This window comes from Hyphomonas chukchiensis (assembly GCF_000682695.1).
Classification (GTDB): domain Bacteria; phylum Pseudomonadota; class Alphaproteobacteria; order Caulobacterales; family Hyphomonadaceae; genus Hyphomonas; species Hyphomonas chukchiensis.
Genome location: NZ_AWFG01000016.1, coordinates 53,909 through 75,412, shown reverse-complemented (window position 1 = coordinate 75,412; position 21,504 = coordinate 53,909). Strand labels below are relative to the sequence as shown.

Annotated in this window: 22 protein-coding genes; 13 read left to right on the top strand and 9 right to left on the bottom strand. The window is 61.8% G+C overall.

Annotation, left to right across the window (positions count from 1 at the left end):
- Window positions 1-56 precede the first annotated feature (56 nt).
- Window positions 57-368: a DUF7957 family protein gene (locus HY30_RS19965; RefSeq protein ID WP_155839268.1), complete on the top strand. Its 312-nt coding sequence runs from the start codon at window positions 57-59 to the stop codon at window positions 366-368.
- A 237-nt stretch (window positions 369-605) separates the two neighbouring features.
- On the opposite strand, the gene HY30_RS06655 is transcribed toward HY30_RS19965, so the two are convergent.
- A complete protein-coding gene (locus HY30_RS06655; RefSeq protein WP_051614992.1) occupies window positions 606-1,256 on the bottom strand; it encodes a hypothetical protein in 651 nt (216 codons plus the stop codon).
- A gap of 245 nt (window positions 1,257-1,501) precedes the next feature.
- Here HY30_RS06655 and HY30_RS06650 point away from each other — a divergent pair, with 245 nt between their 5' ends.
- Both HY30_RS06650 and HY30_RS06645 read left to right on the top strand, forming a co-directional pair.
- The gene (locus HY30_RS06650; RefSeq protein WP_034738323.1) at window positions 1,502-2,194 is read left to right on the top strand and encodes a response regulator transcription factor; all 693 of its coding nucleotides are present in this window, start codon (window positions 1,502-1,504) and stop codon (window positions 2,192-2,194) included.
- Entirely contained in the window at window positions 2,166-2,801 is a 636-nt protein-coding gene (locus HY30_RS06645) for a hypothetical protein (RefSeq protein ID WP_034738321.1), read from the top strand. Before HY30_RS06650 ends, HY30_RS06645 begins: the two co-directional genes overlap by 29 nt.
- Here HY30_RS06645 and HY30_RS06640 read toward each other — a convergent pair.
- Window positions 2,785-3,255 (bottom strand): DUF3995 domain-containing protein, encoded by a 471-nt coding sequence (locus tag HY30_RS06640; protein WP_051614990.1) that lies wholly within the window; start codon window positions 3,253-3,255, stop codon window positions 2,785-2,787. The genes HY30_RS06645 and HY30_RS06640 overlap by 17 nt on opposite strands.
- A gap of 111 nt (window positions 3,256-3,366) precedes the next feature.
- Between HY30_RS06640 and HY30_RS06635 the strand changes: the two genes are divergently transcribed.
- Both HY30_RS06635 and HY30_RS06630 read left to right on the top strand, forming a co-directional pair.
- Window positions 3,367-3,831, top strand: coding sequence for a peptidylprolyl isomerase (locus HY30_RS06635; RefSeq protein ID WP_034738319.1), 465 nt, complete (start codon window positions 3,367-3,369; stop codon window positions 3,829-3,831).
- A 33-nt stretch (window positions 3,832-3,864) separates the two neighbouring features.
- Window positions 3,865-5,469, top strand: coding sequence for a stimulus-sensing domain-containing protein (locus HY30_RS06630; protein WP_034738317.1), 1,605 nt, complete (start codon window positions 3,865-3,867; stop codon window positions 5,467-5,469).
- Here HY30_RS06630 and acs read toward each other — a convergent pair whose 3' ends face one another.
- A complete protein-coding gene (acs, locus tag HY30_RS06625; protein WP_034738315.1) occupies window positions 5,470-7,416 on the bottom strand; it encodes an acetate--CoA ligase in 1,947 nt (648 codons plus the stop codon). It abuts the gene before it with no gap.
- A 361-nt stretch (window positions 7,417-7,777) separates the two neighbouring features.
- Between acs and HY30_RS06620 the strand changes: the two genes are divergently transcribed.
- Together HY30_RS06620 and pth are read left to right on the top strand one after the other, a co-directional pair.
- Window positions 7,778-8,446, top strand: a complete 669-nt coding sequence (locus HY30_RS06620; RefSeq protein ID WP_034738313.1) for a 50S ribosomal protein L25/general stress protein Ctc — start codon at window positions 7,778-7,780, stop codon at window positions 8,444-8,446.
- An 86-nt stretch (window positions 8,447-8,532) separates the two neighbouring features.
- Window positions 8,533-9,153, top strand: a complete 621-nt coding sequence (pth, locus tag HY30_RS06615; protein WP_034738312.1) for an aminoacyl-tRNA hydrolase — start codon at window positions 8,533-8,535, stop codon at window positions 9,151-9,153.
- Here the strand turns inward: pth and HY30_RS06610 are convergent, their stop codons facing one another.
- Together HY30_RS06610 and HY30_RS06605 are read right to left on the bottom strand one after the other, a co-directional pair.
- Entirely contained in the window at window positions 9,154-10,077 is a 924-nt protein-coding gene (locus HY30_RS06610; protein WP_034738310.1) for a Gfo/Idh/MocA family protein, read from the bottom strand.
- A 104-nt stretch (window positions 10,078-10,181) separates the two neighbouring features.
- Window positions 10,182-11,141: an alpha/beta hydrolase gene (locus HY30_RS06605; protein WP_034738309.1), complete on the bottom strand. Its 960-nt coding sequence runs from the start codon at window positions 11,139-11,141 to the stop codon at window positions 10,182-10,184.
- A gap of 171 nt (window positions 11,142-11,312) precedes the next feature.
- Between HY30_RS06605 and HY30_RS06600 the strand changes: the two genes are divergently transcribed.
- The 3 genes from HY30_RS06600 to HY30_RS06590 all read left to right on the top strand — a co-directional run bounded on the left by HY30_RS06600 (window position 11,313) and on the right by HY30_RS06590 (window position 13,671).
- Window positions 11,313-12,335 carry an NADP-dependent oxidoreductase gene (locus HY30_RS06600; protein WP_034738307.1) on the top strand — a complete coding sequence of 341 codons (1,023 nt, stop codon included), beginning with the start codon at window positions 11,313-11,315 and terminating at the stop codon, window positions 12,333-12,335.
- Window positions 12,336-12,393: 58 nt separating this feature from the next.
- A complete protein-coding gene (locus tag HY30_RS06595) occupies window positions 12,394-13,305 on the top strand; it encodes a hypothetical protein (RefSeq protein WP_034738306.1) in 912 nt (303 codons plus the stop codon).
- 99 nt (window positions 13,306-13,404) lie between these two features.
- Complete coding sequence (locus HY30_RS06590) at window positions 13,405-13,671, top strand: HU family DNA-binding protein (RefSeq protein ID WP_034738305.1); 267 nt, start codon at window positions 13,405-13,407, stop codon at window positions 13,669-13,671.
- Window positions 13,672-13,708: 37 nt separating this feature from the next.
- Here the strand turns inward: HY30_RS06590 and HY30_RS06585 are convergent, their stop codons facing one another.
- Window positions 13,709-15,121, bottom strand: a complete 1,413-nt coding sequence (locus HY30_RS06585) for an MATE family efflux transporter (protein ID WP_034738304.1) — start codon at window positions 15,119-15,121, stop codon at window positions 13,709-13,711.
- Window positions 15,122-15,281: 160 nt separating this feature from the next.
- Here HY30_RS06585 and HY30_RS06580 point away from each other — a divergent pair, with 160 nt between their 5' ends.
- Both HY30_RS06580 and HY30_RS06575 read left to right on the top strand, forming a co-directional pair.
- Complete coding sequence (locus HY30_RS06580; protein ID WP_051614988.1) at window positions 15,282-15,758, top strand: MarR family winged helix-turn-helix transcriptional regulator; 477 nt, start codon at window positions 15,282-15,284, stop codon at window positions 15,756-15,758.
- Window positions 15,755-16,441, top strand: a complete 687-nt coding sequence (locus tag HY30_RS06575; RefSeq protein WP_034738303.1) for a GNAT family N-acetyltransferase — start codon at window positions 15,755-15,757, stop codon at window positions 16,439-16,441. Before HY30_RS06580 ends, HY30_RS06575 begins: the two co-directional genes overlap by 4 nt.
- Window positions 16,442-16,451: 10 nt before the next feature.
- Here HY30_RS06575 and HY30_RS06570 read toward each other — a convergent pair whose 3' ends face one another.
- Window positions 16,452-17,831, bottom strand: coding sequence for a class II 3-deoxy-7-phosphoheptulonate synthase (locus HY30_RS06570; protein ID WP_034738302.1), 1,380 nt, complete (start codon window positions 17,829-17,831; stop codon window positions 16,452-16,454).
- A 152-nt stretch (window positions 17,832-17,983) separates the two neighbouring features.
- Here HY30_RS06570 and HY30_RS06565 point away from each other — a divergent pair, with 152 nt between their 5' ends.
- Entirely contained in the window at window positions 17,984-19,282 is a 1,299-nt protein-coding gene (locus HY30_RS06565; RefSeq protein WP_034738301.1) for an AAA family ATPase, read from the top strand.
- Window positions 19,283-19,301: 19 nt separating this feature from the next.
- Here the strand turns inward: HY30_RS06565 and gor are convergent, their stop codons facing one another.
- Window positions 19,302-20,705, bottom strand: coding sequence for a glutathione-disulfide reductase (gor, locus tag HY30_RS06560; protein WP_034738300.1), 1,404 nt, complete (start codon window positions 20,703-20,705; stop codon window positions 19,302-19,304).
- Window positions 20,706-20,801: 96 nt separating this feature from the next.
- The gene (rpiA, locus tag HY30_RS06555; protein ID WP_034738299.1) at window positions 20,802-21,503 is read right to left on the bottom strand and encodes a ribose-5-phosphate isomerase RpiA; all 702 of its coding nucleotides are present in this window, start codon (window positions 21,501-21,503) and stop codon (window positions 20,802-20,804) included.
- Window position 21,504 lies beyond the last annotated feature (1 nt).

Genomic DNA, 21,504 nt, shown 5'->3' with positions numbered 1-21,504 from the left:
GCCAGGATAACAGTTGCTACGCTGGCTTAGAGTTTCGGACGGATAAGAGCTTCTAAATGAATGAATTACTCAACTTAGCCGACATTCACAGCCGAGTGGATTTGCCAAAAGGCGAAGCAGTCGTGTTACTTGATCGACTTGGAAAAGGTGATCAATATAACAAAGAAGATCTTGCTCGAAATGTGTTCAGGATTGATTCCAAAGGACACATCATGTGGCGAGTGAGTAGTGCATTCGACAAATTGGGGGATCCGTTCACGCGACTTTATTCCGAGGATGGAACCCTAACTGCCTATCGCTGGGATGGTGGTTCCTACGTGATCGATTTAGAGACGGGTAGTGCTACTCCATTGAGGCTAGAGCGGTAACAACTCCAACTTATGTCTAGCGAGACTATGGTGCATCAAGATAGGCGCAATGCACCATGACGAGCCACCTCATAAACAAGCTCATCCTGAGCGAAGCCGAAGGATGAAACCAGTGGCGTACGTACTACCAGCCCGCGCTCGTGCTTCGACTGCGCTCAGTATGAGCGCTTCAGAAGTGAATTATTCGCATGCTGGAGCATTGCATTGCAGCCTATGGCCTTAATGCACTGAACCAACTCAGCTACAACCTTCAACCAGCTGGATGGCCGGGCCGCCGCCTGTGATCTGCTCGATTGTTTCGTCCGTGCCCGTGCTGAAGCGGATGCCGCGCGCGTCCTGATCGTCCACCCAGTCGGCGCTTGTGTTGCCGGACTGCCAGATCGTCAGGTAAGCGGCCGGGGCTTCGAGGTATTTGGAGGGGGTCTTCACGACCTTGTCGCCATAGGCCGTCATCACCGCCTCGGCGGGGTCGCCGACCTTCAGGCCTTCAGCGGTTTCAATCGTTGCCCCCTTGGTGAGATAGACGCTTGCCAGCTTGTCTTCCTGCAGCAGGACGTAGAGGCCTTCCGGGGCATTGGACGGGTGGAAGATTTCGCATGCGAAGGGCTCGCTGGCGGCATTCGCATTGGCCGGGCCGCCGACGGCCTCGACGACGGCTTCGCGTGTCATGCCGATGGTCAGCGGGCCGTAGCCGTTGGCGGTGAGGACAGGCTCGGATGAAGCAGGCGCTTCCTGGGTGGGCACGACTTCCGCCTCGGTCGGCGATGGCGTTTCGACTGGCGCGGGCGTGGGCTCTGCGGGCTCGGTTGTGCGCCCGGCATCAGGCGAACAGGCCGCGAGCAAAAGGGCCGATACCGAGGCGGTCAGGGTCAGTCGAAAAGTCATCATTGTCTCCTTTGCTTCGCAAGGAACAGGTGAAGCCGGATTGGGTTGCATCACGTCTTCTCGCCACACTCGCCCCAATGATTCCTTAAATCGCCGTAATGTGAGCGCTTGCTTGCCCTAGTCTGCTGTTTTCATTGGGACAGCACCGAAGGAGGGCTTTTGTCATGTCGCGAACCGTGGTTGAACACCATAATGCAAAACGGCCAGACCCCGTTACGGGGTATACTCTGGTTGAGAAGGATCGAGCGATGACGACTTTGGCACTGGTGGATGACGACGAGAACATTGTTGCGTCGCTGAAAATGTTCTTTGAGGCTGAGGGCTATAATGTCCGCACCTATCATGACGGCGAATCCGCCCTGCCCGCGCTCACCGAGACGCCGCCCGACATTGCCATCCTCGACGTGAAGATGCCCAAGATGGACGGCATGGAATTGCTGCGCCGGCTGCGCCAGACCAGCGAACTGCCGGTGATCTTCCTGACGTCCAAGGACGAAGAGATCGACGAAGTGATCGGCTTCAATATCGGCGCGGATGATTTCGTGCGGAAGCCCTGTTCCAACCGCCTGCTGGCCGAGCGCGTGAAAGCCGTGCTGCGTCGCGCACGCGGCGGCGTGGCCGGCCCTGAAGAGGGCGACCACAAGCCGATCGTTCGCGGCAAGCTGACGCTCGACCCGAACCGCCATGCCTGCACCTGGGACGGCCACCCTGTGCGCCTGACCGTGACCGAGTTCCTGATCCTTCAGGCCCTCGCCTCGCGCCCCGGTTACGTGAAGAGCCGCGACCAGCTGATGGACGCCGCCTATGACGACCAGATCTATGTCGACGACCGGACCATCGACAGCCACATCAAGCGGCTGCGCAAGAAGTTCCGCGAAGTGACCGACGAGTTCGATGCAATCGAAACGCTCTATGGCGTCGGCTACCGCTATACCGAATAGGCGCAACGCGCACGGCCGGGGCGTTGCCGAGATCTATATCGGCGGCGCCGCGGACGGGCAGTCGCAGCTTGTTGTCAGCTATGTGAAGGCCCGCCAGCGGGCGCTGCTTGAGGGTGGCGCTGGCGTGGGCCGCACGGCAACATGGTTTGCCCATTATGATCTGGACGGCGTGCTGGAGCATTGCCGCGCGGCGCTGTCGCAGGGCGATGAGCTGGTTCTGGTCGGCCATAGCTGGGGCAGCGATGCGGCCCTGCGCGTGAGCCACCAGCTGCATGGGGAGGTCGCGCTTCTGGCAGGCGTTGACCCCGTGATGCGGCCGGGCGGCATGTTCTCCAACGTAACGCGGCGGCCGGACAATGCGGGCCTTGTGGCGCATGTGGATGCGCGACCGCGCGCGTTTGACCGGTCCGACATCGTGAAGGCGACGGGCGTGGTGCTGGGCGGCGGACTGGCGCGTACCTGGCGCGAGGCGGATGTGACGATCTCGACCGAGCTGAACCACTGGGCGTTTGCGCACATGATGGCGGCGCCGGGCAGTGATGGCGTGTCCCTGCAGGCGCGGATCAATGCCGCCGGGTGGCGCGCGGCGGCTAACCGAGCAGGCTGAAACGCCAGGACCAGTTCGGCAGCGCCACGGTCAGCGCGAGGAAGCCGAGCCCGATCAGCACGCATAGCGGCGAGTAGAAGCGCCGGTTGAGCGTCAGGAAAGGCTGTTCCGGCAAGGCGCGCTCGAAGGCCGGCATGACGCCGATAATGCCCCGGAAGAGGAAGACCGCTGACAGGACCAGACCGCCCGCCAGCAGGAGCCATGGCGAGACCGGCAGGATGACCAGCCTGCCCAGCAGCGCCGCCCACGCAGCGGCCCCGAGGATGCACACCGCCACGAACAGGGAAGCCATCATGGAAGGCATTTGCGTGATGCCGCGACGGCCCACGACGGCGCGCGCAAGAGCCTGCCGGTTTGCATAGGGAAAACTCGCTCCAAAGGCCCATGCGAGGTGCACAAGCCCTATCACGGTGAGCACGGCGGTTAGCGACAGGGAGAGTGTTTCTGCAATCATGAGCCTGCGGGAACCTTATTACAGACCTATATTAACATGCCCGGCGGGCTTGCCGCCATCGCCTTCATTCAATAGCCAGTGACAAAGACCCTCTCAAAACAGGATATTCCCATGACAGACCTTGAAAACATACTGCTTCTTGAAACCTCGAAAGGCCCGGTGAAAATCGAGCTGCGCCCTGATCTCGCGCCGGGACACGTCGCACGCATCAAGGAACTCGCCCGTGAGGAGTTTTATGATGGCATCGTGTTCCACCGCGTGATCGCCGGTTTCATGGCGCAGGTCGGCTGCCCAAAGGGCAATGGCACGGGCGGATCCAGCAAGCCTGACATCAAGGCCGAGTTCAATGCTGAGCCCCATGTGCGCGGCACCTGCTCGATGGCGCGCACGTCTGCGCCGAATTCCGCCAACAGCCAGTTCTTCATCTGCTTCGACGATGCGAGCTTCCTGAACCGCCAATACACTGTCTGGGGCAAGGTGACCGAAGGCATGGATGTGATCGACCAGCTTGCGAAAGGTGAGCCACCGCGCAATCCTGACAAGATTGTCACAATGCGCGTTGCGGCCGACGCCTGATTTTAGCCGCAGCCCGGTAACAGGGTGAACGGGATGGCTGAGTCGAAACGCATCAGGTTGCCGGGCAAACGGCGCGGATCCATGTTCCTGGGTTCGCGCATTGCCCGGCTGATCTTTGCGTCCAACCTGGCCGGACTCGCCATCCTCATCATCGGCGCCATGGTGCTGAACGAAATGCGCGCCGGATTTGTTGTTTCGAAGAAACAGGACCTTGTCGCGCAGGCCCAGATTTTCACCAGCCTGCTTGGCGAGGACGCGACCACGCCCGAGCCAAGCCTCGACGTGGATGCCGCCCGGCAGACCATCGTTCGCCTGAACCTGCCCGAGCGGGTCCGCGCCCGCATCTATACGCCGGACGAAGAACTGGTGGGTGACAGTTTCTATCTCTCTGAACGCGTCGATATCGATGCCCTGCCCCCGATCAAGGAACCGAGCCGGATTGCCCGCATCGGCGCAGCCCTGTCGGAATGGGCGGGCCGTGTGTTCGGGCCGATCATGCCGCGGCGCAGTTCGGAAGCGATCCGGACGCAGAGTTTCGAGGAGGAATTCGACAGCGCCGTGCTGGGCGATGTCGCCGCCAGCCAGCGCTTCTCGGATCGTGGCCAGCGGATCATTTCCGTCTCCATGCCCATCCAGCGCGTGTCGGCCGTCGTCGGCGTGCTGACGCTGGAAGCCAGTGATATAGACGAGATCATCCGGGCCGAGCGCGCCGCGCTGGTGCCATTCATTGGCGTGGCCGTGCTGGTGGCATTCATTACGTCTTTCCTTCTGACTTTGGGTATTGCGCGTCCGTTGCGGCGCCTTTCGCTGGCGGCAGACCGGATACGCTCCGGCGCCTCTGACCGGATCGACATACCGGCGCTGACGAAACGCAAGGACGAGATCGGCAATCTTGCGTCCTCCATGCAGGGGATGACGGAAGCGCTACTGGAGCGGATCGAGGCGAACGAGCAGTTCGCCGCCGATGTGGCGCATGAGCTGAAGAACCCGCTGACCTCCATCCGCTCAGCTGTGGAGACGGCGGAGCGTGTGACGGAAGACCCGGTCGCGAGCCAGCGCCTGCGCAATGTGATCGCGTCCGATGTGAAACGGCTCGACCGACTGATCACGGATATTTCGAACGCCTCCCGCATCGAGGCCGAGATGACCCGTGTGCCGACCGAGCAGATCGACATTGCGCGCTTTGCCCATGACGTTGTGCGCACCTATGAAGCCATGGTCGACGGACCGGAGGATATCACCGTGTCGTTCGAGGATGCCACGATGGGCGCGCGCCTGCTGGTTCGCGCACGCGAAGGTCCGCTGGGACAGGTGCTGCGCAACCTGATCGACAATGCCAAGTCTTTCTCACCACCCGGCGCGAATGTGCAGGTGACGCTGGAGCAGACAAACAGCGGCCCCCAGACCGTCGCCCGCGTGCGTGTCGAGGACAATGGCCCCGGCATTCCGCCGGACAAGCTGGAAGAGATTTTCAACCGGTTCTACACCGACCGGCCCAAGGGCACGGCCTTTGGCAACAATTCCGGCCTTGGCCTGTCCATCGTCAAACAGATCATCGCGACGCATCGCGGCGAGGTCTATGCCGAGAACCGCGAAGAAGGCGGCGCCCGGTTTATCGTTGACCTGCCGGCGATCTGACTAGCGGTTCTGACGGTGCTCGATCAGGTCGGTAACGACTTCCGGATCGGCCAGCGTTGACGTGTCTCCCAGATTGGAAAACTCGTTCTCGGCGATCTTGCGCAGGATGCGGCGCATGATCTTGCCGGAACGCGTCTTCGGCAGGCCGGGCGCGAACTGGATGAGATCGGGCGAAGCGATGGGACCAATTTCGGCACGAACGTGCTGGACAAGATTCTTGCGCAGGTCGTCGGTGGCCTCGCATCCTGCCACGAGCGTGACATAGGCGTAGATGCCCTGCCCCTTGATGTCGTGCGGGTAGCCGACCACAGCGGCCTCAGCGACCGCATCATGGCTGACGAGCGCGCTTTCGACTTCGGCCGTGCCCATGCGGTGGCCGGAGACGTTGATCACGTCATCGACGCGGCCCGTGATCCAGTAGAAGCCGTCCTCGTCGCGGCGGCATCCGTCGCCGGTGAAGTAGGTGCCGGGATAGGCGGTGAAATAGGTGTCGATGAAGCGCTGGTGGTCGCCATAGACGGTGCGCATCTGGCCGGGCCAGCTGTCGGTGATCAGCAGGTTGCCGTCGGCCGCGCCTTCCAGCGTGTTGCCTTCAGCGTCGACCAGGATCGGCTTGATGCCGAAGAAGGGATGACTGCCCGCGCCGGGTTTCATGTCGGTTGCGCCGGGAAGCGGCACGATCATCGTGCCGCCGGTTTCGGTCTGCCACCATGTGTCGACGATGGGGCAGCGCTCCTCACCGACGACGTGGAAATACCATTCCCAGGCTTCGGGGTTGATCGGCTCGCCGACTGTGCCGAGCAGGCGGATCGATTTGCGGGAGGTCTTCTGTACAGGCACCTCGCCTTCGCGCATCAGCGCGCGGATGGCGGTCGGTGCAGTGTAGAAGATGCTGACCTGGTGCTTGTCGCAAGCCTGCCAGAAGCGGCTCGCATCCGGATAGGTCGGTACGCCTTCGAACAGGACGCTGGTCGTGCCGTTCGCGAGCGGTCCATAGACGATATAGGTGTGCCCGGTGACCCAGCCGACATCAGCCGAGCACCAGAAGACATCCTCTTCCTTCAGGTCGAACACGTATTGATGGGTCATCGAAGCCCAGACGAGATAGCCGCCGGTCGTGTGCAGCACGCCCTTTGGCTGGCCTGTCGACCCGGACGTGTAGAGGATGAAGAGCGGGTCTTCGGCGTTCATCGGCTCTGGCGGGCAATCGGCGGAAATGTCGGCGCCAATCTCGTGGAGCCAGTGGTCGCGGCCTTCGGTCATGGCCACGTCCGCGCCGGTACGGCGAACGACGAGCATCTTCTTGACCATGCCATTGGCAATCTTGGCGGCGGCATCCGCATTGACCTTGAGCGGCACCTTGCGGCCGCCGCGCAGGCCCTCGTCGGCGGTGATCAGGACTTCGGACTTGCAATCGACAATGCGCCCGGCCAGCGCTTCGGGCGAGAAGCCGCCGAACACGACCGAGTGGATCGCGCCAATGCGCGCACAGGCGAGCATGGCGTAGGTCGCCTCAAGGATCATCGGCATGTAGATGGTGACGCGGTCGCCCTTCTTGACGCCGAGTTCCTTCAGGACATTGGCGAACTTGCAGACCGCGACGTGGAGCTGGTTATAGGTAACGGTGTAGCTGTCGGACGGGTCGTCGCCTTCCCAGATGAAGGCGGCCTTGTCACCGCGCGTGGCGAGATGGCGGTCGATACAGTTGGCCGAGACATTGAGCACGCCGTCGGAATACCATTTCACGTGCAGGTCGCCGGTTTCCCAGGAGACGTCCTTCACGGTCGTGTAGGGGGTCATCCAGTCGAGGCGCTTGCCGTGCTCGCCCCAGAAGGCATCCGGGTCGGCGATCGAGGCCGCGTACATCTCCCGGTACTTCTCAGGCGTCAGGTTTGCTTTTGCCGCAAAACCGGCCGGGACGGGATATGTCTTGTTGGCGTCGCTCATGTCGGGCCTCTCCTTTGGTGCGTTTCTGTGTGTTGCTTATAGGGAAGACTGCAACTTGAGAAGTTTTCTACAGAATTGCCGGACCGTTTAAAGGGCCGGGCCCCGCCTGACGCCTGAAAATGTCTCAGAAACGAGACATATCTGGCAGCTGAGGCCATAGGGTCGCCGGGTCGCGATCCGCTGTTTCCATTGCTGAGATCGCCTGGGGCGGCTGATTGGCTGCCTGGCCTGCCGTGGCAGCTTGCCAGACACCCCCTGATCGCCTATAGGCCCGCTCTTGAAACGGCGGCGCAAGGCCGTGCGTGTCAGGCTATCACCGTCCGGGTGTCCGGCGGCGGATTTCAGGGCGAAAGGAAAACAAATGTCCAAGAAACAGATTACGTTCAATATCGAGCTGCGTGAGCGCACCGGCACGGGCGGCGCACGTGAAGCCCGCAATAACGGCTTCGTGCCCGGCGTTCTCTACGGCGGCGGCGAAGATCCAGTTGCGATCAGCCTGCGCCTTCCAGAAGTCCTGAAAGCCATTGAAACAGGCCACTTCCTGTCCTCGACCGCTTCGCTGGTCCATGACGGCAAGAAGCAGATGGTGATCCCGCAAGCGATCCAGATGCACCCGGTCACCGACCGCCCGATGCACGTTGACCTTTTCCGCGTCACTGCGAACCAGAAAATCAAGGTTGAAGTGCCTGTGCACTTCATCGGCGAAGAAGTCTCGCCAGGCCTCAAGAAGGCCGGTACGCTCAACGTGGTTCGCCACACGGTCGAACTGCTTGTGCCAGCTGGCCACATCCCCGAATTCCTCGAGGCCGACGTCTCGAAACTGGAAATCGGCGACAATGTGAAAATCTCCGACATCAAGCTGCCTTCCGACGCCGAGCCAACGATCACCGACCGTGACTTCACGATCGCGACGATTGCCGGCCGCGCTGCCGTTGTGGAAACCGATGGTGACGAAGGCGAAGAAGCCGAAGACGAAACGACTGCAGAAGCTGAAGGCGACGACGCCGACGGCGAAGCGAACGAAGACTGATCCGTTCGATCTGGCAAAGCGTGCTCGGCCTTTTGCGGCCGGGCACGCAGCCGATCCCTGCCCGATCAGACAAGGGAGATACCCCGATGTTGATCCTCGCAGGACAGGGCAATCCGGGCCCGAAATATGCCGGCAACCGGCACAATGCCGGATTTCTCGTTCTCGACAGAATTCATGCCGACCATGGCTTTGGGCCCTGGCGCAGCAAGTTCGAGAGCCAGATTTCCGAAGGCACGATCAATACCGCTGATGGCCGTGTCAAAGTCCTGCTGGTTAAACCCGAGACATTCTACAATGAGACCGGACGGGCCCTGTCAAAGGCCGTGACCTTCTACAAGCTCGATCCGGAAGCTGTGACCGTGCTCCATGACGAGATCGACCTCGCGCCGGGCCGCACCCGCGTAAAGCGCGGCGGCGGACATTCCGGGAATAATGGCGTCCGCTCCATGATCGCGCATCTCGGTGAGAACGTGCGGCGCGTGCGCATCGGCATTGGCCATCCCGGCGACAAGTCGCAGGTCATGCCATATGTGCTGTCCGATTTCTCGAAGGCTGACCGCGACTGGTTCGAGCCGCTGCAGAAGGCGATTTCGGACGCCCTACCCTATCTCGCGGCCGATGACGATGAACGCTTCCAGACGGAAGTCATGCGCCTGGCGCCTGCGCCCAAGCATGACCCGAAACAGGCCAAACGTGACCAGAGCTGATCAGACGTCGACCTTGGCCAGTGCCGAGGCTTCTGCCGCTTCTGCCATGGCAACAGCCGCCACCGCGCCATGCGCCGGAACCGGGCTGCGCGCGAGGCCGAGACAGGCCGCGTAGAACCCTTCGTCAGCGGCACCAAGAGGATCGGGCAGCTCTGCTGCGATATCGACGCGTATTTCATAAGGCGTCGAGTTTTCCACCTTGCGGGTGAGGAAGTTGATCGCGATTTCCCCCGAGGGATAGACGACACGCATGGTGCGCTCACGGACCTCAGCGGCGCGGCTGGCGCGCAGGCGGGCGACGCCGCCGCTGGCATAGGTGAACTGGGCGCTGGCTTCATCGAGGTGGCGCGAATGGACGCGCTTGCCGCTGGCGGTGACGCCGTTGAATTCGGTGCCCAGCATCATGGCGGCGAGATCAAGATCGTGGATCATCAGGTCCCAGATGACCGAGACATCGCCTGCGCGATTGTCGGGTGCTGGCGGGCCGGCACGAACGGATTCAATCAGCAGCGGCGCTTCGTCGATGCTCAGTACGCCCATGGCCCGCGCCACGAAACGCTCCTGATGGCCGACCTGCAAAATGCGTCCGCGGGCGGCGGCTTCATCGGCGAGACTGCGCGCTGTCTTGCCGGACAGGGTGAGAGGCTTTTCGACGAGGACATGGCAATGCGCCTCAATGGCTTCGCGCGCCAGCGGCTCGTGGAATGTGGCGGGCACGGCGACGACGATGGCATCGCACATATCGAGGAAGGCCTTGTAATCCGACATGCCCGGCGCACCGAATGTGCTGGCGACGCTCTCAGCGCGCGCCTGATCGATATCGTACACGCCCATAAACTCTGTACGCGCCGATGCGGCGGCTTTCTGCGCGTGGTAATTTCCGAATACGCCAGCGCCTGCGACGCCTACTTTTAGTTTTGTCATGGTTCAGGCCCTCGTATGGGCGGACATGACACCGCATCGCCCCCTGCTGCAAGAGCTGCGGGCAGCAAACTTTGCCGCAGGCGGAGGCATTAACCCTGTCATGCTTAGGCGGGCTGATTGATCCGGCAACCGAGGCCACGCGCGAGTGATTCCAGATAATCGCGCTCGAAACGCTGGGCGACGGGCGCCTCGACGGCCATCTGGAAACCATGGAAGGCGCCGGGATAGATCACCAGCTCCGTCGCCACGCCGTCTGCCAGCAGGCGCCGCGCATAGGCCATGTTCTCGTCGAGGAAGAGATCGAGCGCACCGATATTGATCCATGTGGGCGGCAGGCCGGCGAGGCTTTCCGCCCGGGCGGGCACAGCGGGTGCGGAAGGCGTATTGCCGCCGAGATAGGCGCCCCAGCCGAAACGGTTGGCAGCGGGCGTCCAGACATATTCGCCCACGATGGGGTCGAGCGGGGCGCCGTGCGCCGCCGTGCGGTCGTCCAGCATGGGATAGACAAGATGCTGGAAAGCGATATTGAACCGGCCCTCGTCGCGCGTGCGCAGGCAGAGCGCAGCTGCGAGGCCACCACCGGCACTATCGCCACCCACCGCTACGCGTTTTGTATCAATGCCGAGTTCATCCGCATTGCCGAAGAGCCAGGCAAGCGCCGCAGCGCAATCGTCCAGCGGTGCCGGATAGGGGTGTTCCGGGGCCACCCGATAGTCAGGCGCGACCACGACCGCCCCCAGCGCAGAGGCCACGCGCATGTTGCGGATGTCAGAGCCTTCGGGCGTGCCCATCACATAACCGCCGCCATGGATGTGCAGGAAGGCGGGGCGCGCCTTGCCGGGAGACACCGGCGTGTAGACCAGGCAGCGGACATCCGGCGCGCCGTCGAGACCCGGTACGTTCACCTCACGGCGGGTGACGCCAAAAGTGGCCGGATCGCCCATCACACTCATCTCGGCAAACATGGTCCGAATGCCTTGCAGGGTGCTCTCCTGCAGGTCGATCGGCGGGAACGCATCCGCAATGGCGAGCAGGTCCGGGTCGACGAGATGGCGCGTTTTCATGATGGGTTTCCTGCCTTGCTGTTTTGTTTTGCGGCAACTTACGGCGTCGCACAGGGCGCGCAAGATCAAACGCGTGCTGCAGGCGCACGACAAGATATTGGGCCCGCCCCCTTCACAGCCGGGGCCCGACAGTCCACTTAAGCGACAACGATAATCAGGAAGGAACACGCAATGGCCACTCTCAGTTCAACCGAATGGAGCCTCGCATCCCGCCCCGAGGGCATGCCGAAACCGGCAAACTTCGGCAAGAAGACCGTCGAGATCGCCGCGCCCAAGGATGGCGAAATCCAGGTGAAGAACGAATGGATGTCGGTCGACCCCTATATGCGCGGCCGCATGTATGACCGCGAAAGCTATGTGCCGCCGTTCCAGATCGGCGAGACGATGCAGGGCGGCGCCGTGGGCCGCGTGACGGCCTCCGCACACCCTGACTATAAAGAGGGCGACCTTGTCTCCTCCATGATGGGCTGGCGCACCGCGTGGGTCGGTAAACCTGAAGCGGCCATGGTGCAGAAGCTGCCCGACGTGGGCCTGCCAGAAAGCGCCTTCCTCGGTGTTGCCGGCATGCCGGGCCTGACGGCCTATGCGGGCCTGCTGCGCGTAGCAGAGCTGAAGGAAGGCGATGTCGTGTTTGTGTCCGGCGCAGCTGGCGCAGTCGGCTCGACCGTGGTGCAGATCGCCAAGAACAAGGGCTGCACGGTCATCGGCTCGGCCGGTGGACCGGACAAGTGCGCCTTCGTGAAGTCGCTCGGCGCAGACCATGTCATCGACTACAAGAAGGCCGGCGGATTTGCAGGCCTCGTGAAGGCCCTCAAGGAAGCCTCGCCCAAGGGCATCGACGTCTATTTCGACAATGTCGGCGGCGATCACCTGACGGCTGCTATCGAGGTTGCCCGTCCGATGGCGCGCATGGCGCTTTGCGGCATGATTGCCCAGTATAACGAAACCGGCACTCCCGTCGGCCCGCACAATATCATCATGGCGGTTGGCAAGCAGCTGAAGCTGCAGGGCTTCATCGTGTCGACACATGCCGACATGCAGCCCGCCTTCTTCGCCGACATGGCCAAGTGGATCCCCTCGGGCAAGATGAAATTCGAGCAGACGGTGATGGAAGGTATCGACAAGGCGCCGGAAGCCTTTATGGGCCTCTTCACGGGCGCAAACACCGGCAAGATGCTGGTTAAACTCACCTAGAACACATATTCGCTCCGCGTCTCGAAAAGGCCGCGGAGCGGTCACGGAGACGAGCAATATGGCACGGCTGTTCGATGCCTATATCATGGTGGACTGGAGCGCGGCGGCCAAGCCGGCTCTGGGCGCCAATTCGATCTGGATCGGGATCCTCGCGAAGGATGCCCGGCTGAAGCTGCAGTTCAAGGCGGTCAATATCGACACGCGCCTGAAAGCGCGCGCCTTCATTGAGGACATGGTCGCCAAGCTCACGCGGCGCGGCGACCGTGTTCTGCTCGGCTTTGACTTCTCGCTCGGTTATCCGGCGGGCACAGCGGCGGCGCTGGGCCTCGATGTATCCAAGCAGGCGCCCTGGGCGGCGATGCACGCGCATCTCGCCAGTAAGTTGAAAGACAAGGCCGATAATTCCAATGCGCGTTACGCCATTGCGGCTGGCATGAATTACGCGATTTCGAAAGGCCCCTACCCATTCTGGGGAGCACCGGCCCGCGACGTCGTGTCGACCCTGTCATCGACGAAGCCGGACTATGCGGGCCAGCCGCTGCCGGAATACCGTATCGTTGAAAACCATCTTCGCGAGACGAAAGCCGGCCAGCCGAAATCGGTCTGGCAACTGGCCTATACGGGCAGTGTGGGCAGCCAGTCGCTGACCGGCATTCCGCATGTCCACGCCCTGCGGGCGGCCTGGCCGAACGCACGGATCTGGCCATTCGAGATAAATGCCGACGAAATGACGGAAGAAGGCCTGGACGGAATTGAGGTCGTTATTGCCGAGGTTTACCCTTCATTGATCAAGGCAAAACCGGAAAAAGGCGAAACGCTGGACGAAGTGCAGGTCCGCGAGATCGCCCGTCATTATTCGCAACTGGACGAAAAAGGCCTCCTCGGAGGCACGTTTTCCACAGGCAAATCGCTTGACGAGGGAAAAATCGAGCATATTCAGGCCGAGGAGGGCTGGATTCTAGGCATATAGCCTGTGTTTACTGGCCTTTCGGCATATTCACGCAAAACGAATCGTGGGTAAGTCGAGCCAACGGCGGGGGATCGCCGTTTAACTTAGAGGAGAACCCCTATGAACAAGGGTGAACTTACAAAGGCAGTTGCTGCCGAATCCGGTCTTTCGCAAAGCGAAGCCGGCAAGGCTGTTGACGCTGTTTTCGACACGATCGCTGCTGCAGCGAAGTCGCGTCAGCAAGTTGCAATCGCTGGCTTTGGTACGTTTGCGGCAAAGACCCGCAATGCGCGCGAAGGCCGCAACCCTGCGACTGGCGATAAAATCAAGATCCCAGAGAAAACGTCACTGGCCTTCAAGCCAGCCACGGCACTCAAAGACCTCTAGGACAAATGGCCTCCCGTTTTGGAGGCCGGTCCTGAATTCATGCGGCGCGTCTGTTTGGCAGGCGCGCCGCTTTCAGTTCCAGGAACAGGGTTTGCACGATGCCCGCCGTTCCGACACCGATCAGCCCCCCTTCCATCATGCCCTGCGCGCCACGCCCTTCCACGAGGCCCAGCCAGTAACAGGCCGGGATCATGACGAAGACGAACGAGCCGATATGGAGCAGGCTTGGCGTCCAGATGATTTCCTGCGCGCGCAGGGCCATCGAGGAAGTCGCCTGCAGGCCGTCGAAGATGGTCATGGCTGCCGCAATGATGAGGAGGCTGGCAATGGCCGGCGCCAGCTGGACACCGTTCAGCACGGCATCGGAGCGGACCATGATGTGCGAGATCGGCCCGTTGAACAGGATGAGGACCAGGGCAAGGATGATGCCCATGACGATCGTGGCGGCCACGCCGAGCCGGCCAGCGTCGCGCACGGCGTCGCGGTTGCCACTGCCAAAGGCCTCGGCCACGCGCACGCTGGTGGCTGAGCCGATGCCCAGATAGAACATGAAGCAGAGCCCCATCACCTGAACCGAATAGCCATAGACCGAATTGGCCGCCAGGCTGATCCATGTGGCGATGATGTAGGTCGTGTTGAACGCGCCCCACTCGGCCACGTTGCTGATGGCCGTGCCGATGCCGACGCTGAACTGGCGACGTCCTTCATTGAGGGGGCCTGCCATGGACTTGCGGAAGGCGGGTGTGAGGACAATGACGATGATGAACATGACGATCGTCAGCGTCCAGCGCGAGCCCGTGGTCGCCCAGGCCACGCCCTCTGCGCCCATCGGCGCGACGCCCCAGAAGCCGCCCACGAGCGCCAGGTCCATCACGAGGTTGATCGCCACACCCAGATACATCACCACCGTCACCAGCAACGGCCGACGCAGGGCCTCCAGATAGAAGCTGCATACCTGTGAGACCATGAAGGCGAGGAGCCCACTGGACAGGATTCGTGTGACCTTTGCGGTCTCTGACGCAATGACGCGCGGGTCGGCCTTGTCCGCGACATCCGACACGGGCGCAATGGTGACGAAGATCCATTGGAAGAGCGGCTCGGCGCCGTAGAAGACGAGCCCTGTCAGCACAGTGCCAAGGCCCAGCGATGCCCAGAGGCCCCGCCGGAAGATGCGGCCTGTGTCCGCCTTGCGACCAATGCCGATCAGTTCGGATGTCAGCACCTGCGTGCCCAGCAGCAGGCCCATGCCGAAGCCGATGGAGACGCCCATGGGGAGCCATGAATTCAGGATGTAGGGCAGTTCGCCCGGCGCGTACTGGCCGAGCACGATGGCGTCGGTAATGCCCATGAGCATCATCGACATGCGCGTGATCGCAATCGGCACGGACAGCTTGAGCAGGTCCGAAATATCGGCGGCCCGCGCCCAGGCGGGGAGGCTTAACTTGCGCATGACAGCCTCCTTACGGCCCGGTTCCAAACAAGCCGGGCTTTCTGACGGAAAGATGCTGCCGGGACAAGGGAGTGCGACAAGAGATTGTCGAATTTTCCGTGACTGGGTTTCAGGCGCGACAGTTACTTGACAAAGTCAACTAATTACTCACATTGCCACCATGCCTCAAAGTCGCCCGAACCTGCCTGATGCCATTGCCGCCGTGCGGGGGTTCAACCGCTTTTACACCCGCGAAGTTGGCCTCTTGCGGAAGACCTTTCTCGACACGCCCTGGACGCTCGGCGAGATGCGGGTCCTGTACGAAATCAGGAACCACAAGAATATCAGCGCCAGCGATATTGGCCGGGAGCTGGAGCTGGACGCAGCTTACCTGTCTCGCCTGCTCGCCCGTCTTGTGGCGAAGGGCATCGTGACCCGCACCCCTTCGGAGACGGACGCCCGCTTGCACGAGCTGCGCCTGAGCGAGAAGGGCCAGACAATTGTGAACGCAGCCGATGACCGCCAGGCGGCGCTGACCGCCGACATGCTTGCGCCCCTGTCGGCTTCCGAGCGACGCCAGCTCGTCGACGCGATGGCGACAATAGAAACACTGCTCGGCAGGCGCCGCGCATCCAACACTCAAGCAGGCAAGAAATGACAGAGCCCCATCCCCTCGACCGGCCAATCTGGAGCGCTCTGACGAGCCGGCAAGCGCATTTCGATTCCCAGGGCACGCTCGCGCGAAAGTTCCCGTCCGAGGTGAGCCCCTTCATCGCAGCGCGGGATATGTCGGAAGAGGCGTGGGCGGACCTGGTTCGGCAGATACCCGCCAATTATGACGTGTCCATCCTTGAGCCAAGTATGCCGGCGGCGCCCGAGACGGTGAGCGCCGTCGAGCGTCCGCTATTGCAGATGATCCTGACAGGGCAGACGCCAGCCTCAAGCAGGCATGTGGAGCTTGTCACGCTCGGCGATGCAGACGCTGCCGAGATGCTGGCACTGGCCACACTGACCAAGCCCGGCCCGTTCAGGACACGCACCCACACGATGGGACGTTTCCTGGGCATTCGGGACGGCGCACGCCTGGTGGCCATGGGGGGCGAACGCCTTGCCACCGACGGCCACACGGAAATCACCGCGCTGTGCACGCATCCGGATTATCGCGGCAAGGCCTATGGCAAGACGCTGCTCGCGGCGCTGGCCAACAGGATCATCTCGGAAGGCCTGACGCCCTTCCTGCATACCTATCCGACCAATGATGTCGCCATCGCCATGTACACGGCAATGGGCTTTGAACCGCGTGCACAGCTGGTGCACGCGGTTTGGGAACGAAAGCCTTGAGGCGTTAAGTCTAGCCAGCCATGCGCGAGGCGGTCGCCTCGGCAACGTTCATGGCCTGCAGCTTTTCGGCGATCAGAAACGCAAGCTCGAGAGCCTGTTCGCCATTGAGACGCGGATCACAATGCGTGTGGTAACGCGATGACAGGTCGCCTTCGGAAATGGCCTGCGCGCCACCGATGCATTCGGTGACATCCTGGCCGGTCATCTCGAAATGCACGCCGCCGGGATAGCAGCCTTCCGCCGACAGAACGTCGATGAACTGGCGCACCTCGGAGAGGATACGGTCCACTGGGCGGGTCTTGAAACCGCTTTCCGTCTTCAGCGTGTTGCCGTGCATCGGATCACAGGACCAGACGACCGTGCGGCCGCTTTTCTTGAGCGCGCGTGCCAGTGGCGGCAGGCCCTTGGCCACGCCTTCCGAGCCGAAGCGCGAGATCAGCGTGATGCGGCCGGGTTCGTCATGCGGGTTCAGCGTGTCGATCAGGCGAAGCAGTTCGTCAGTCTCCATGCCCGGGCCACACTTGATGCCGATCGGATTGCGGATGCCCTTGCAGAAGTTCACATGGGCATGGTCGACCTGACGGGTACGGTGGCCGATCCACAGCATGTGGGCCGACGTGTCATACCATTCGCCCGACGTGGAATCGACGCGTGTCAGGGCTTCTTCATAGCCGAGCAGGAGCGCTTCATGGCTGGTGTAGAAGTCCACCTGCGCCATTTGCGGAACCGTCTCGGCATTCAGGCCGACAGCCTGCATGAAATCGAGGGACTTGGAAATCTGATCAGCCAGCTTCTCGTAGCGTTCGCCCTGCGAACTGCGGTCAACGAAGCCCAGCATCCAACGATGCACGTTGGCAAGGCTGGCATAGCCGCCATTGCTGAACGCGCGCAGCAGGTTGAGCGTCGCGGCCGATTGCGAATAAGCCTGGATCAGGCGTTCCGGATCCGGGTTGCGGGATTCCGGTGTGAAATCCATCCCGTTGATGTTGTCGCCGCGATAGGAAGGCAGCGTGACGCCATCGATGGTTTCGGTGGGCTCGGAACGCGGCTTCGCGAACTGGCCGGCAATGCGGCCGACTTTGACGACAGGCTTCGCCGCAGCGAAGGTCAGCACGACCGCCATCTGCAGGATCACGCGGAACGTGTCGCGAATATTGTCCGGGTGGAACTCCTTGAAGCTCTCGGCGCAATCGCCGCCCTGGAGCAGGAAAGCCTTGCCGGCAGCGACATCGCCGAGGCGCTGTTTGAGGCGCCGGGCCTCGCCTGCAAACACGAGTGGGGGATAGCCCTTCAGGCGTGCCTCAACTGCAGACAGCGCTGCAGCGTCGGGATAGTCCGACGGGATGTGCTTGGCAGGCAGATTCCGCCAATCAGAAGGGGTCCAGGTCATGTTAAGTGCTCCGTTCGAGTGCAGCTTTAATCACATGGACTGCGCTTGCTCAAGTTTCACCATAATTTCACAGCAGAAAGGTGGCGGAATCAACGCGAAGTCCCTTAGTAACGTAGGAACAACGCCGCCACCTGAAGGACTGCCAAAGCCCCATGTCGCACGTCTATATAAGCCATTCGACGCGTGACCTGGACGAGTTGCTGGAAATCCACGAGGCGCTGCGCATGGCGGCGATACCTGACTGGTATGCGCCAAATGACACCGAAGACCGCCCGAAGGCCGACCAGGCCATTGATGACGCCTTCGCCATGATCGTGATCGTATCGGCCAGCGCCGTGCGGTCGAAGACGGTCAGGCAGGATGTCGAACGGGCCAAGGCGCGCAATCTGCGGCTGATCCCCTACCAGATCGACAAGGCGCGGATGAATGGCTTCTTCAAGCATGAAGTCCAGCCGCACCTGAAGCTGTCGTCCACGCTGCCGGATGGCGTCACGCAGCTCGTCGATGAAGTGCAGAAGGCGTACAAGCGCAAATGCCCCGTGCTGGCGGTCATGAATCTCAAGGGCGGCGTGGGCAAGACCACCGTTACGAGCCAGGTCTTCGGCGCATGGCAGGGGGCGCTCGGCGGGCGCGTGCTGCTGGTCGACCTCGACCCGCAATACAACCTGACCCAGACCTTCTTCGACATGGAACAGGCCGATGCGAGCGCAGCAGCCGATCGCTCGGTGATCTCCCTGTTTGAACGCTCGAAGCTGCATGCCCGCGATGCGACGAGCCCCGGCGAAAGCTGGCTTACCCTTTCGACGGAGCCCTTCTCGCCTGTGCCGCGCAAGGAGCTGATGCACGACCTGATGGGCGAAGGCAGCCCGGGTGGGCGGCTGGACCTGATTTCGGGCCAGTTCGAGATTTCGAAATATGCGTTCGCGAATGACTCAGGTGCGCTCCTCAAGGTGAAGTCGCAATTCCTGCGGATGGTGGACCATTATCGCAGCGAGTATGACCTGATCGTTTTCGACACGAACCCGAACGCCACTTTTCTCACACGCTGCGCGCTGGAAGCGGCAGACCGGGTGCTGGCGCCGATGCATGCGGATGTCTATTCGCTGCGCGGTGTGCGCTTGTTGAACCAGGTGATCGAGGAGCAGGTGGAAGAAGGCAAGCGTCCCGCGCTCTCCGTCATGTTCAATGCGGTGGGCCGCAGCGAACAATCCTCGTTCGAGGCCGAAGCTCGCAATGGCACGTTTGACGGCAAGGCGGGCTTTCCGCTGTCCAAGGCGCTACTGAAAGCCGCACTGCCACGCTCAGGCCACCTCATGGTCAAGGCACCGAAGGACGGCCAGCCAGCCTGGCGGCAGCTGGTCATCCATTCCGGACGCGGGGGCGGCCTGAAAGCCATCCGCGAAAGCCTGAAGACTGTCGGGATGGAGCTCAAGGCAATGCTGGAGGACTGAGCGGCTTTCCCGTCAGCGATCAGGAATTGGATGTGACTTCCGGTACCCATTTCTGACGCATGGTGACCAGTTCCTCGGCGACGCTCGGGTGGAGGGCGCACGTACGGTCAAAGTCCGGCTTGGTCACGCCCATCTTTATGGCAATCCCCACGGCCTGGATCATCTCGGCCGCGTCATCCCCGACGATATGGACACCGAGCACTTTCTCGTCGTCAGGCTTGACCACAAGCTTCATGAGGACACGGCTGGTGTCGCCATTGAGCATGTTCTTCATCGGCCGGAAGCGCGTCTTGTAGATATCGACATGGCCGTATTTCTTGCGGGCGTCCGCCTCCGTCATGCCGACCGTGCCGACTTCCGGCTGGGTGAACACGGCCGTTGGAATGTCGGAATGATCGAAGTGCCAGGGCTTGTCGTAGAATTCCGTCTCGGCAAAGGCGTGGCCCTCGCGGATGGCGACGGGCGTGAGCGCGACACGGTCTGTCACATCGCCCACGGCCCAGATGCTGGGGACGTTGGTCTTTGACCATTCGTCGACCATCACAGCGCCGCCATCGCTGACTTCGACGCCGGCAGCCTCAAGGCCCAGGCTCTCGGTGTTGGGGCGACGGCCGACGGCCATCATGACCACATCTGCATTGATGTTGTGGCCGTTCTTGAGATGGACGCACAGCGGGAGGTCTTCGCCCTCCACCTTCTCGATCTTCTCGAACACGGTCTGGGTGATGACCCGCACGCCGGCTTCCTTGAGCCCCTCATGCACCGCCATGCGGACGTCCTCGTCAAAGCCGCGAAGCACGGTGTCGCCGCGATAGACGAGGCAGGTCTTCACGCCGAGACCGGCGAAAACATGGGCGAACTCAACGGCGATATAACCGCCGCCAGCGATCACGAGATGCTTGGGCAGGGTCTCGAGATCGAAAATCTCGTTGGAGGTAATTGTGTGCTCGACACCCGGCAGGTTTTCCGGAGATGGCATCCACGGACGCCCGCCGACGGCGATCAGGATTTTGGCGGCTGTGACGGTCTTGCCGCTGGTCTTCAGGCGCAGCGTATTGGCATCGACGAACTCGGCACGCTCCTCGAAAATCTCGACGCCCGCATTGGCGAGATTGCGATGATAGATGCCTGACAGCCGGTCAACTTCGGCATGCATCGCGGAGGCAAAGACAGCGTGGTCGTAAGACACGTCGCCGACGCTCCAGCCGTAACCCTTGGCGTGCTTGATATGTTTGCCGTAGCCGGACGCATAGACCATGAACTTCTTCGGCACACAGCCGCGGATGACGCAGGTGCCGCCCATCCGATACTCCTCGGCAACCGCCACCTTGGCGCCCGTGAGGGCCGCAAGACGGGCTGCGCGGACACCGCCGGAGCCGCCCCCGATAACAAAGAGATCATAGTCGTAGGACGTATCGGCCATTTTGTATTCCTTGCGTGAAGCCCGCCATGCTGACGGCGCCATGAGGGCGCTGGCCGGGCAATCCTTTGAATCTGCGGCAGATGTAAGGTCCGGGACCTAGAATTCAAAGACAGTGGCACCGTTTTCATTGCCGATGATGACAGTGCGGGCGATGCCGATGAACAGGCCATGCTCCACAACGCCCGGCACGTTGGAGAGGCGCGCAGCGAGCGCTTCGGCGTCAGGGATACGTCCGCAATGGCAGTCGAGAATATGGTTGCCGCCATCGGTGACGAGCATATCCATGCTGCCGGGCTTCTTGCGCAATTCGACGCGCGGACGGTTGACACCGGCGGCGCAGAGCACGTCAAAAACCTTCTTCGCCGTAATCGTATAGCCGAAAGGGGTAACCTCGACTGGCAGGGGGAATGCGCCGAGGCGCTCGACCTGTTTGGACGGGTCTGCAATCACCACCATGTGATCGCTGGCATTGGCGATGATCTTCTCGCGCAGCAGCGCCGCGCCGCCGCCCTTGATCATGTTGCCTTGCGCGTCGACCTCATCGGCGCCATCCACGGTGAGGTGGATACGCTCGACCTGCTCGAAGGGGATAAGCGGCACGCCGAGGCTGGAAGCGAGGGCGCGGGTCTGCTCGCTGGTCTCGATACATTTGACGAGGAGGCCATCGGCAACCTCGTCAGCCAGCATCTCGACGAAGTATTTCGCGGTGGAGCCTGTGCCGAGGCCGATGGTCATGCCGTCTTCGACATATTCCATTGCTGCCAGGGCCGCATTTTCCTTTTCGTGCTCGTTGGCCATG